Below are 11182 nucleotides of genomic sequence, written 5' to 3' on the forward strand. Positions count from 1 at the left end.
TCGCGCCGACAATAAGCGACGTCCGCCAAGAAATATGCCGCAAGCGAAACAGCGGTGGTGTGCTTACAGTATGGGCAAGCTGCCGTTGAGATAACCGTCTGCCTGTGCCTAGGCTGCCCTAAAGCCGACAGGGAAAATGCGCTGGTGTTTCTTCTTGTAGATGCAGTAAGTGAGCAGATCGTAGGTGTTTGAGAAGCTGTGCAACCAGAATACATGGGGTTCGCCGTTCGCATCATAAAAGATGCTTTCGCCTTCGCCTACTGGACCCCGTTTGCGGTTCGTTGCGTGATCGCAGATCGCGGAATAGGCAACTGTGGTGGTGATTCCGGGAAAGTGCTCAGCTAAAGCTATCGATCTTGGAAAATATGCCACATTGTCATTCCCCGCCTTCTCGCAAATATCTCTGTGATACGGATGCCGACTGACAACGCCGAAGGCAGGAAACTCCGGGTCGCGTTCACAAACCATTTGCCAAAGTGTTGTTGTAAGTGTGTTCCCATAGCGCTTGCGAAGCTGCTCGATACTCTTCCATTCCAATGAGCAGTCCAGCGCTTCCGGTCGAAACCTTCCTCCCAGAAACAAGAGATGGCGTCCGCCATAGTTAGCTTCTGCTTCCATTGCCTGATGGAATGTTGGGTTCAGCGTGGACTCGTTATCGCCCAGAAGCAGGGAGCGATGCCACGGTAGAAGGTCATGTGTAATTTCATGTGCGATGAGGAAGCGTCGCTTTAGCTCGGCTACCTCGTCATCGATGAAGATTCTTTTGTCGCCTTCCTTCAACATTAGGATACCACGAAGGCCATATTGCTGGACTACATCGACCATGCGCTTAGCCGTGCTGGTGATCTCGTTCCCAGCCATTCGCGCCCTGTGGGCGATCTCATCTAATAGGCTCAAGTTCGCCTTGCTATAATAGGTAAGGTCAAGCTTTTGCAGCGCGCGCACCTGCTCGAGCCTTAATGGGGGCTCTGGATTGCCGAGATCACGTAGCAAACGTGATATGTGCTCATGGATATCTCGGCGCTCAAAGTTCCCGATTATCGGCTCAATCGCAGACATGGTCATCCATTCTTCTTATCGATTGACGCCAGTACCTTAACGAAATCGTTGAGGTCGCGCCTTTCAGCCTGGCTTAGTTTCGATAGGTCGTCTGAACTCGCAGCAAAACGATGCACCGCTTCGGTGAGATTGTCATTCTGCGCGGACGCCGCCGCAGTCAGCAGTCCTACAGCACGTGCTGAAACCCCAATAAACTCGGCTAGCTGATGAACGGTACGCGGGCCTGGAACATAGTTGGGATCCTTCTCCACCTGCTCCAATTCCGCCGCATCAACACGAATTTTGGCAGCCAACTGCGCAATGCTTAAACCGTCCTTGCGTCGAAGCTGATGCACCAACTTAAACAACACAGCAGATTTCTGTTCGGGGGCAGCCGAATTAGGCTGCCCCGCAGTTGCTTGATGACGAGACTTCTCCTGCATAAGACGCTCAAGCGGAGCTGCGTCGCGGAGCGGGAGCCCCACGTCGCAATCGACATCCGGATCATGTTCGATATGGCTGCGCAGCCAATCGGCAGTGAAATGTAATTTCATGGTCGACTCCTCTTGTTAGTGTTGCACGGATAGGAAAGTCGCAGCATCCCTGCTGGAAAGCTCGAAGTATCTAAGTCCTTTATGTACTCCTTCGCTATCCGTTCCGAAATCCGTCATTCCGATCGCATCCCGGTAGAAAACTTCTGCGCCACGAAGAGAATGCAGACCAATTCGGCCACCAAATTCCTCTTCTAGGCTCAAGCTGACGGCCGTACCGATGAGCACACGGCCCGCGCCCTTGTAAGTCGGGTCAGCAACCAACTTTGGTCGGTTCCATGGAGCCGTCGCCAAAAACTCCACGTAGATCAGCGGCGCTCGCTGATGCTCGGGGTGGCGACTGAAGCAATCCTGACCGCCTTTGCGCGTCATCATGATGGCTTGGGTACTGCCACCACATTCAAGCACGAAGAAATCGAACAGGAAGGGGTCGTTCAGCGCAACCAGCGCCTTCTTGCCCCATTCCCAATGGGCGTCTTCAGCATTGACCTCTGCTAACGTCTGAAGGGAAGCCTTAGCCTCCCTCCGACGCAACTCAAAAAGAGGTCGCCAGCGTCCTTCGATATGCGCGAGATTCGTGCTGTCCAAGCCATGATACAGGTGTGCATCTTCGTACAGGCCTGTGGCACGATTTTTGAGAAAGACTCGATCGATCAGCCCTTTCATAGAACCATAAGCTCTACTTTTTCTGATTTATCCGCGCTTTCGACGAACACCTTTTCGCCCCGCGCCAGTCGATCATCGACTGATTTGTAGAGCCGCAGCGCTTGGCGAACGAGTGCGGTTTTAGACAACCCTTTTTCTTCACACATGGTTTCAAGGACGCTCATTTCTGCGTCCGACAAATTAAGCGTCATCGTACGCTTCACAGGCGCTTCTCCCTAACCAGCACTCTCCATGTAGCTATAAAGTCCATACCTGTCAATCAAAAAACAACCATTAACTAGCCAATTAATAGCTAGACATTGGCTAAAAGCTCCATATATGATTTGTGCAGAATGAGAAACAAGGAGGGTTCAATGCCTGACGTAACGAACTTTACATATAAGCTGGATGGTCGCGTGATCGCCACCAATGACGCCATAATCTCAGGTCGCGAGGTCCGCACCATCGGCGGGCTCAATCCAGCTAGCGGTTATATTCTCATCCAGATTGCGGACGGGTCGACGCGTTCGATCGGGCTTGAGGAGCCGACCGACCTGCGACAGATGCCGCAGCCTGAGTTCCTTTCATTCGAAGGTGATCGGACCTTCTCCCTCACCGTCAACGAGCGCGGCTGGGAATGGGGGGCGGCCAAACTCTCCGCAGCTGACATCTACCGTTACGCCAGCATCGATGAGGAACTCGAGCTAATCCTGGACAGCGCCGGCGACGCGGTCATTCCCGCTGATGGCGAGGTGACTCTGGGCGGACAGGGAGTCGAGCGCATCCGCAGCCGCGAAGCGAAGACGGTGGTCATCAAAGTCAACGGGCGACCGCGTACGGTGCCCAAGAAAAAGCTCAGCTATCGTGAGGTTGCACTTCTCGCCTACCCTGACGCCGACTTCGAGAAATTCAAGTACACGATAACTTACCTGAAAGGTGTACACGGCGCGGAAGGTGATCTGGTGGAGGGCGAAAAGATCGAAGTCAAGAATGGGATGGTCTTCAATGTCCGCCGATCTGATAAGTCGTGATCCACATCTGAAGCAACTGCTGGACGAGGGGTTTGAGCTTGAGATGCGCGACCTCGTCCTCCTCGTTCACAGCGTGCCCTATGTGAAGCGGGACATGTCGCTTGGTCGAGGCACACTTGTCTGCACTCTGTCGCTGGATACGGAAGGCCTGACCTCGACTCCACTGACGGACCACACCATGTGGTTCGCCGGCGAGACGCCTTGCCATCGCGATGGCACGCCAATGACAAATATCATCCATAATAGTCAGGAAGCGACTGTGGGGTCGGACATCAAGGTCCACCATTATTTCTCGTCGAAGCCAGAAGGCACCGGCCAGTATGCCAACATTTACGACAAGGTTGTCACCTATGAGTCTCACCTCGGTGCTGCTGCGCGGTCTCACGACAAGACCGCCAACGCGCGTACAGGCGTCACGTTGGCCAGTGCGGAGGACGATAGTCCCTTCGCGATTCCCGATTCTGCGTCAGTCCGCTACGGAATACTCGCCGCCAACCGCAAACTCAGGGGCAGCATCGCGATCATCGGCCTCGGCGGAACCGGTGCCTATCTGCTCGACCTCGCCGCCAAGACCCGTGTTGCCGAGATCCACATCTACGATGACGACCAGCTTCTCAACCACAATCTTTTCCGTTCGCCTGGTGCTCCCGAACTGGTGCTAGCGAAGAATTTCCCCCGCAAGGTAGATTATTACGCTGCGCTCTACGCGCGCATGCACAAGGGCGTGAAGCCGCACACCACTCGAGTTACGGCTGACAACATTGACGAATTTTCAGCCTTTGACTTCGTATTTGTCTGCGTTGATAAGGGATCGTCGCGGCGCGTGATTGCCGAAGGGCTGGTTCGCCTGGGCATTGCATTCGTCGACACTGGCATAGGTATAGGGCTGGACGACAACACGCTCGACGGTTGCGCAAGGGCAACGTTTATTGCCCCTGGCATGCCGTGGGCGGAAGTGGCTACCCATCTGTCGTTCGGTGACGACGACGAAGAGGCCGATGTGTACGGAACCGAAATCCAGATCGCCGAACTCAATTCTTTGAACGCGATTATGGCGGTCATGCGCTGGAAACGCTGGCTGACCTTCTATCGTGATGAGCGCAACGAAAGGAACGCGACATACATGATCGAGGGCAACAATATCACAAACCGGGTGACATGATGGCTCGGGTGGATTGTCTTACAACGGTCTTCGTCGAAGACATTCCGGAACAACTGGAAGACGGTGTCCTTTACGTGTCGCGCGAATGCCACGTCGCGCTGCATAATTGCGCGTGTGGGTGCGGCGAGGAGGTTTCAACACCGCTCGTTCCGATTGAATATGACCTCATTATGGAAGACGAGGGAGCCTCGATATGGCCGTCGATCGGCAATCACGACTTCCCTTGTGGCTCGCACTACATCATTAAAAGCGGCCGCATCCAATGGGCCGGCAAGATGTCTCGCGCGCAGATCGAAGCGGGCCGCGTCCATGACCGTCTGCTCAAGCGCGGCGCCCAGCCGAAGGGGCTCAGGGCCATCGTCGCATGGTTCAAGCGCCTGTGGATCAAGTTCATTGGCTAATCAACGTTTGCCATGGGGTCGGCCGCAATTTGCGGTCGGGCTGGCGCCGACACGGCTGTCCTCCGATTGGCTCCAAGTAGGTCTAGGAAGCCGGTAGTCGTTGATGTTGCAAATCTGAATGAAGGGCAGGTTTCAGGGAAACGGTTACCTGGCGGCGTTGTCCAAATGAGGCGCGAAGCCCGATCTTTCATCCAGGAGCACCCGGACAACGCCGAAACTCGCTCGTCAGGGCCGGAGATCGCTTCGTTTTCTGTGAAGTCGGTCGATTAGGGATTCATTTTGGTCGGTACCCATCCAATTCTGAATGAACCAAATTTGGCGGTCTGACCGGCCGAACAGATAGTCGACCGTGAACAATCCAGCCGCTAAGCGGCGACCGGCTTGGGCCGGAGTTGGAAGAGAGCGATCAAGAGCGACAAAAAACCCTTCAGCCACCTGAGCAGGAGGGAGAAGTTGTAGCCGGCGGCGGCCAGGATGGCGTTGACGGCGTCGCCCTGCTGGCCGGCGAGGTAGTTGCGGCCCATGCGGTGCTCGGCCTTGATGTGGCCGATCACCGGCTCGACCGCCGACCGCCGCCGCATCTGGCGTTTGATTGCCGGGGTGACGCGGCGTTTCTGGCCGCTGGTGACGACCCTGAACCTGTGGCTCTGGGGTGCGTTGTGGCCGCGATAGCCGGCGTCGGCAAGGATGCGGCCGATCTCGTTGCCGATGGTCTCTTCGATATCGGGGATGACGCTTGCCAGCGTGTGGCCGTCATAGGGATTGCCGGGCAGTGCTTTTGCATGCAGGGCGAATTGGCCGCCCTTGGAGCGCTTCAGCGTGGTGGCCACCGAGGCCTTGACGCCGAACTCGTAGGGCATGTGCGCCTTGCCCTTGCCGATGCATTCCACCTCGTGCGCGTGCAGGCTGTAGATCTTGCGGCCGCGCTGACGCTGACGCTGCTCGAGAACGGTGGCGGCCTGGTAGAGCGGCCATTTGAAGAGCGCGTCCAGCCCCGCATCGCCGGCAATCCGGCGACCGATGTCGCGAATGGTCCGGCCGAGATAGGTCTTGAGCCTGCGCAGCGCCTTGTTGGCCCGCTTGAACTGCTTGGCGTGGGCATAGCGCTGGTGCTTGATCAGCGCCAGCTTGCCGACCCGCACATAGCTCTGGCGCAAATTGAGCCCCGTCTTCCTGGCCAGCCGCACCAGCCGTTCACGCGCCCGGTGAATGAGCTTGGCGTCGGTCGGGAACATGACGTTCTTCGGCTGCACGGTGGTGTCGACGATCACCTGGCGCGTGTCGGCCGGCTTCATCGCCCCGGTCTTGACCGCAAGGCTGAGGCTCTCCTGCAACAGCGCCATGATCCGCTCCTCGCCCATGCGGCCGCGCCAGCGCGTCATCGACGAGCGATCGAACGGCAGCGCGTGGCAGAAGAATTCCTCGCCGCAAAGGTACTGGAAGTAGATCCTATGCAGGGGTCCTGCGGCTGGGGCAGCTTTGCTCCCTCTCTCGGCGAAAGACAGGAGGATATCCATGACCGCCAATCCATCGGTGCAGTCCGTTACGGATAACGAACACATGCTTTATGGCAATCGAGCTCAGCCGGACAAATTGGCTGGTAGGTCTCCTTACCCCGCTCTCGGACAAGATATCTCTCCGAAAGATACCTTCTGGGGACACTCAACAACTGTTCGAGATAGTCGATCATGCCATCGAGAAGGTTTCCCGCATGATCGGGCGAAAGCCCGAGATCGTGTCATGCTACGAGGCCGGGTATGATGACTTCTGGTTGCATCGTTTGCTTGAGGCGCGCGGAGTGACGAACCTTGTGCTCGATCCCGCGAGTTTCATGGTCAGTCGCAAAGCGAGGCGTGCCAAAACCGATCGCCTCGATGCCGAGAAGCTGGTTTGCGTTTTGATGGCATTCTGGCGTGGAGAACCGAAGGTCTGCACCATCGTTAAGGTTCCTTCGACCGGCGAAGAGGATGCCAAACGCCTGCATCGCGAGCGGCAGTTTCTTATGAAGGAGCGCATTCAGCACATAGGGCGCATCAAGGGCCTGTTGTCGACCCAAGGCATCTATACCTTCTCGCCCAATCGTAAGGACTGGCCTCAACAGCTTGACGCTATGATCACCGGTGACGGACGGGTACTTCCTCCGTTGCTCCGCGCCGAGATCGGCCGGCATTGCCGACGACTGGCTTTGGTCGATGCCATGCTCAAGGAAATCGACGCACAGCGAGATACGATCGCCAGCGCCGAAGCATGCTCTGAAGGATCGGCTCCACCGAAGGAGGATCGCATTCAACGATTAGCCCAGTTGAAAGGGATCGGTTACCAGATCGCAACGGTTCTGGCGAGGGAGGTGTTCTATCGCCGGTTCCAGAATCGTCGCAGCCTCGCCAGCTACCTTGGCTTGACGCCGAGTCCATTCCAGAGCGGCAGCATGGATCACGATCAGGGTATCAGCAAAGCAGGCAATCCCTGGGCGCGAACGACGAGCATCGAACTGGCCTGGTTGTGGCTGCGGTATCAACCCCAGAGCGCTCTCGCCGGCTGGTTCAAGCAGCGCACGAGCGGTTCGAAGGGGCGTTATGCGCCGCATTATCATTGTGGCGGTTGCCCGTAAGCTCGTGGTTGCCCTTTGGCGCTATCTCGAAACAGGGCTGGTGCCAGACGGTGCGATATTCAAGGCATAATCAGAAGGAGCGAAGATCAACTTTGCCGTGACCATGACGGATAGTGACCGTGAGAACCCATGGCACCGGGTCTTTACCTGGCCGCTTTAGTAGATTGGTCCTGTCCTTCCTAGAACTCATACTCCCTGCATGAGGGATTTTGGTGCGGGTGACCAATCACCGACCGGATATAAGGTTGCGCGAACTCTTCGCGATCAATGGAGTTCCAGTCTCGGCCACACTTGCCAGGAGCAATCAGATGTAGAAAAGCCTTGCGCTCAATCCTGATATAAGGGGTTCTCCACCCAGCGCTCGCACAGCACCTCATCCGACACGTTGAAAGTGTGTTTGAGGATCGCCAGCCCCGCCATCAGCCGGGTCGGCAGCGGCGGCATGCCGGGGCCGTCCGAATAGACGGCGCCGAAACGCTCCTCCAGCACCGGCCAGTCGATCGCCTGCGCCAGCCGCACCAGCTCGTGCTTCATATTGATGATCTGATCGAGCCTGGAGCGGAACAGATCCTGCTTTCCCGTCTCGCGCTTCTCGCGTGGCCTGGACATTCGCCGTCCCCTCGATTCGCCGCCGCCGAACCAAGTGAATCACGCTCCGCAGCACAAGGGAATCGCAAAACGAATTGCAGGAAAACAGCCCCCATAAACCGCTAATCCTGCAATCCAAAGGCCGCTATCCGCCTCAATCAACATGCTAGATCAACAGCTTGCGGATAGTTCACGGCCGACCAGATAGGTGTCTGCTGACCCAACGACGTGTTCGTTTATTGGCCTAATGCCAAACCCAGACGCTGCCGCGCGCGGGATCATGTCTGTACCGCAATGCGGGCAAGAGCCCCCGAAACCCGAAACCCGCTTGCGGGCGGAATCTTCGCCCATCGACCAATGCGTTACGCATGGCACCTTTCCCGGCAATGCAGATATGTGGCAGAATTTATGGCCGGGAGCGGGAGCGAAGATATATGCGAGGGTAAAACCTTGGCATGCTTATCGTTGGGCGCGATCACTGAGAATGGCCTTTCAAACCAATCAGGAACCTGTTGCTGCCACCTACGGCATTGCCGGGACGTCGCGCCAGAACGCGACAATCGCGTCTGAGAACGTCTGGAACTGGTCATCGCTCACCTTGAGGTGCGTGTGGTTCAGCAGTTTCTCTGACCACGGCGGCCGAGTGCCTTTGAGCGGATCGTCTAGATACTTGGAGCAGGTTTTCTTCAGGTCATCCAGCGATTTTCCGGCGCCGTGCTTGTAGACGTTGACCACCAACCGGCACGCATCGAGCGTCTTGAAGTAGTCCGTGCTTCGGACTTTCCAGCCGAAACTTTCCAGGAGATCTGCAATCTTGGCGAAATCCGCTGACCAGACCTTCGCAGCTGCCGTATCCCCTCGATGCCAGTTTCGTAATTCGCGGACCAGCCAGTCCCGCAGCTGTTTGTCCCACTCGTGGAACCTCCCTGCGGTGACACTCAACCGGGTTTGGTCGCGTATGCCGCTCAGGAGCTGGTAGAACTCAATGCCGGCGTCGCGAGCAGCCTCGTAGAAATCCCCGGAATCGTCTCAAACCGGCCTTTGCTTTGCTCCAGCACTGCGGGGCCAGATCCGGCGGCCCCCGCCGCGCTGAAATGCCTCGCTCCTGCGGCCTCACACTCGCCAGGAGGCACAAGTGCATCCCCATGCCTGACTGGCAGTGCGCTTCGCCGCAGGAAGAGTCCCGTTACTTTCCCGGCCTGGCAGGGCAGCTTGTCTCGGCGCCGCTGAATTCCGATCTGCAAAGCGGCCTCATCCCGTCACGCGCTGTGAAAAAAGGGCAGGAGGGCTACGGCTTCCATTTCAGCGTCAGCCGCTGAACGCTTGAGCCGGCTCTACGGCTATTCGGCTGGGGTTCCTGGAAGCTTTTCGAACTTTCTGGGTCGCGCCTCAGCCCGAATTGCGGTTGCTTATGGACAAAATAGGACACTAGATTCGGTTTTTGGATAGCTTTGAAGGCATCGACTTCTGGCACATGCGCCAGATAGCGCGTCAGCACGAACTTCCAAGCGTGCTACCTTTTGAACGACAGCTCTGCGCCTCATCCCGGCCATTCTGGCAGACTGCTCTTTGGCCGGAAGCTGCCTTCGCCGCTGATCATCGATGATGGTCGATAAGAGGTCGAAAACGGACTGGCAGTTTCGGGCGAGGTCGCGTCCCCACAGGTGGTGTAGCTCTGCGGTAGCGAAGCCGCTCGCGAGCGCGCTCTCGATAGCGCTGTAGCGAGCGGGCGGCTTTGCGGTGGTCATCGGCAGTTCGCCGGTAAGGTCGGGTTGCTGACACCAACCTGATTCGAAGGAACCATCGATGACCGACGACATAATGAACCTGCGCGCGCTCGTGGAGAAGACTCCGGATTCCGATCTCTTGCGCGAGATGATCGGCTTTGCCGCCGAGCGGCTGATGGAGCTGGAGGTTGGGGCCGCCACCGGCGCCGCCTATGGCGAGAAGAACCCGTTGCGCACGGCCCAGCGCAACGGCTATCGCGAGCGCGACTGGGAGACGCGGGCCGGCACGGTCGAGCTGCGCATCCCCAAGCTCAGGAAGGGTTCCTACTTCCCCGGTTTCCTTGAACCGCGCCGCATGGCCGAGAAGGCGCTGACCGCCGTCATCCATGAGGCCTGCGTCCAGGGTATCTCGACCCGCTCGGTCGATGACCTGGTCAAGGCCATGGGCATGAGCGGCATCTCCAAAAGCCAGGTCTCGCGGCTCTGCGAAGAGATCGACGGCAAGGTCAAAGCGTTCCTTGAAAGACCCATCGAGGGCGATTGGCCATATCTGTGGATCGACGCCACCTACCTGAAGGTGCGCCGCGGCGGCCGCATCGTCTGCGTCGCCGTCATCATCGCCGTCGGCGTCAATGCGGACGGCCGGCGCGAGGTTCTGGGCATGGAGGTCGGCACGTCTGAGGCCGAGCCGATCTGGACGGAGTTCCTGCGCAAGCTGACCCGCCGTGGCCTGCGCGGCGTCAAGCTCGTCGTCTCCGATGCCCATGAAGGCATCAAGGCGGCCGTCACCAAGGTGCTGTGCGCGACATGGCAGAGGTGCCGCGTCCACTTCATGAGGAACGTGCTGGCCCATGCCGGCAAGAGCGGGCGCCGCGTCGTCTCCGCTTTCATCGCCACCGCCTTCGCCCAGGAAACGCCCGGGGCTGCAAGCACGCAATGGCGCGCCGTCGCCGACCAGATCCGGCCGAAGGTGCCGAAGCTGGCGACAATCATGGACGACGCCGAGCCCGACGTGCTTGCCTACATGACTTTCCCCAAGGAGCACCGCGCCAAGCTGCACTCGACCAACCCGATCGAGCGCCTCAACGGCGAGATCAAGCGGCGCACCGAGGTCGTCGGCATCTTCCCAAATGATGACGCCATCGTCCGCCTGGTTGGCGCGATCCTGCTCGAACAGAACGACGAATGGGCCGTGCAGCGCGCCAGATACATGACGCTGGAAACCATCAGCCAAATGAGCGATGATCCTCTGATCAGCCTGCCAGCCGTGGCACGCTGATCAGCCCGGCCCCATCCCGGAGAGCGCGGCGACTAAGCCGTCAGCTACACCACTCCCTGGGACACGATCTCGGGCGACGCCGCCGAGAAGGTTGCTTTTTATCTAATCACCGAGCTTGCGCGGAAACCCAACTTACATACTCGGCTGGT

The 11182-nt window shown here is 58.0% G+C and carries 10 protein-coding genes and 3 pseudogenes; 6 read left to right on the top strand and 7 right to left on the bottom strand.

Annotation, left to right across the window (positions count from 1 at the left end):
* Window positions 1-108: 108 nt before the first annotated feature.
* The 4 genes from NKH54_RS26565 to NKH54_RS26580 are packed head-to-tail and all read right to left on the bottom strand — an operon-like array spanning window position 109 to window position 2458.
* Window positions 109-1065, bottom strand: a complete 957-nt coding sequence (locus NKH54_RS26565) for an ImmA/IrrE family metallo-endopeptidase (RefSeq protein ID WP_023697178.1) — start codon at window positions 1063-1065, stop codon at window positions 109-111.
* Window positions 1062-1592 carry a helix-turn-helix domain-containing protein gene (locus NKH54_RS26570; RefSeq protein WP_023830723.1) on the bottom strand — a complete coding sequence of 177 codons (531 nt, stop codon included), beginning with the start codon at window positions 1590-1592 and terminating at the stop codon, window positions 1062-1064. Before NKH54_RS26570 ends, NKH54_RS26565 begins: the two co-directional genes overlap by 4 nt.
* A gap of 15 nt (window positions 1593-1607) precedes the next feature.
* Window positions 1608-2255, bottom strand: coding sequence for a hypothetical protein (locus NKH54_RS26575; protein ID WP_023697175.1), 648 nt, complete (start codon window positions 2253-2255; stop codon window positions 1608-1610).
* Window positions 2252-2458, bottom strand: coding sequence for a ribbon-helix-helix protein, CopG family (locus NKH54_RS26580; protein WP_010913797.1), 207 nt, complete (start codon window positions 2456-2458; stop codon window positions 2252-2254). Before NKH54_RS26580 ends, NKH54_RS26575 begins: the two co-directional genes overlap by 4 nt.
* A gap of 150 nt (window positions 2459-2608) precedes the next feature.
* Between NKH54_RS26580 and NKH54_RS26585 the strand changes: the two genes are divergently transcribed.
* The 3 genes from NKH54_RS26585 to NKH54_RS26595 are packed head-to-tail and all read left to right on the top strand — an operon-like array spanning window position 2609 to window position 4828.
* Window positions 2609-3265: a multiubiquitin domain-containing protein gene (locus tag NKH54_RS26585; RefSeq protein WP_032898264.1), complete on the top strand. Its 657-nt coding sequence runs from the start codon at window positions 2609-2611 to the stop codon at window positions 3263-3265.
* Window positions 3240-4427, top strand: a complete 1188-nt coding sequence (locus NKH54_RS26590) for a ThiF family adenylyltransferase (RefSeq protein ID WP_353029324.1) — start codon at window positions 3240-3242, stop codon at window positions 4425-4427. Before NKH54_RS26585 ends, NKH54_RS26590 begins: the two co-directional genes overlap by 26 nt.
* On the top strand, window positions 4427-4828 hold the full coding sequence (locus tag NKH54_RS26595; RefSeq protein WP_353029325.1) for a ubiquitination-like system serine protease family protein: 402 nt from the start codon (window positions 4427-4429) through the stop codon (window positions 4826-4828). Before NKH54_RS26590 ends, NKH54_RS26595 begins: the two co-directional genes overlap by 1 nt.
* Window positions 4829-5193: 365 nt before the next feature.
* Here the strand turns inward: NKH54_RS26595 and NKH54_RS26600 are convergent.
* Window positions 5194-6273: pseudogene (locus tag NKH54_RS26600) on the bottom strand (IS5 family transposase); the annotation flags it as partial.
* Between the two features lie 122 nt (window positions 6274-6395).
* On the opposite strand from NKH54_RS26600, the pseudogene NKH54_RS26605 reads away from it, so the two are divergent.
* Window positions 6396-7509 (top strand): annotated as a pseudogene (locus NKH54_RS26605) (IS110 family RNA-guided transposase).
* A gap of 263 nt (window positions 7510-7772) precedes the next feature.
* Here the strand turns inward: NKH54_RS26605 and NKH54_RS26610 are convergent.
* Window positions 7773-8048, bottom strand: a pseudogene (locus NKH54_RS26610) (transposase); the annotation flags it as partial.
* Window positions 8049-8549: 501 nt separating this feature from the next.
* Entirely contained in the window at window positions 8550-8969 is a 420-nt protein-coding gene (locus NKH54_RS26615; RefSeq protein WP_353029326.1) for a hypothetical protein, read from the bottom strand.
* Between the two features lie 203 nt (window positions 8970-9172).
* On the opposite strand from NKH54_RS26615, the gene NKH54_RS26620 reads away from it, so the two are divergent.
* Window positions 9173-9346 (top strand): hypothetical protein, encoded by a 174-nt coding sequence (locus NKH54_RS26620; RefSeq protein ID WP_352538816.1) that lies wholly within the window; start codon window positions 9173-9175, stop codon window positions 9344-9346.
* Between the two features lie 487 nt (window positions 9347-9833).
* Window positions 9834-11033: an IS256 family transposase gene (locus tag NKH54_RS26625; protein WP_353029327.1), complete on the top strand. Its 1200-nt coding sequence runs from the start codon at window positions 9834-9836 to the stop codon at window positions 11031-11033.
* The last annotated feature ends 149 nt before the right edge of the window (window positions 11034-11182 follow it).

The sequence above is a fragment of the Mesorhizobium sp. M1004 genome (assembly GCF_040318795.1).
Lineage (GTDB): Bacteria > Pseudomonadota > Alphaproteobacteria > Rhizobiales > Rhizobiaceae > Mesorhizobium.

What these genes read in the sequence shown, in the direction of transcription:
- NKH54_RS26565 (WP_023697178.1), bottom strand. Translation starts at nt 1,065, where the DNA reads ATGACCATGTCTGCGATTGAGCCGATAATCGGGAACTTTGAGCGCCGA.
- NKH54_RS26570 (WP_023830723.1), bottom strand. Translation starts at nt 1,592, where the DNA reads ATGAAATTACATTTCACTGCCGATTGGCTGCGCAGCCATATCGAACAT.
- NKH54_RS26575 (WP_023697175.1), bottom strand. Translation starts at nt 2,255, where the DNA reads ATGAAAGGGCTGATCGATCGAGTCTTTCTCAAAAATCGTGCCACAGGC.
- NKH54_RS26585 (WP_032898264.1), top strand. Translation starts at nt 2,609, where the DNA reads ATGCCTGACGTAACGAACTTTACATATAAGCTGGATGGTCGCGTGATC.
- NKH54_RS26590 (WP_353029324.1), top strand. Translation starts at nt 3,240, where the DNA reads ATGTCCGCCGATCTGATAAGTCGTGATCCACATCTGAAGCAACTGCTG.
- NKH54_RS26595 (WP_353029325.1), top strand. Translation starts at nt 4,427, where the DNA reads ATGGCTCGGGTGGATTGTCTTACAACGGTCTTCGTCGAAGACATTCCG.
- NKH54_RS26620 (WP_352538816.1), top strand. Translation starts at nt 9,173, where the DNA reads ATGCCTGACTGGCAGTGCGCTTCGCCGCAGGAAGAGTCCCGTTACTTT.
- NKH54_RS26625 (WP_353029327.1), top strand. Translation starts at nt 9,834, where the DNA reads ATGACCGACGACATAATGAACCTGCGCGCGCTCGTGGAGAAGACTCCG.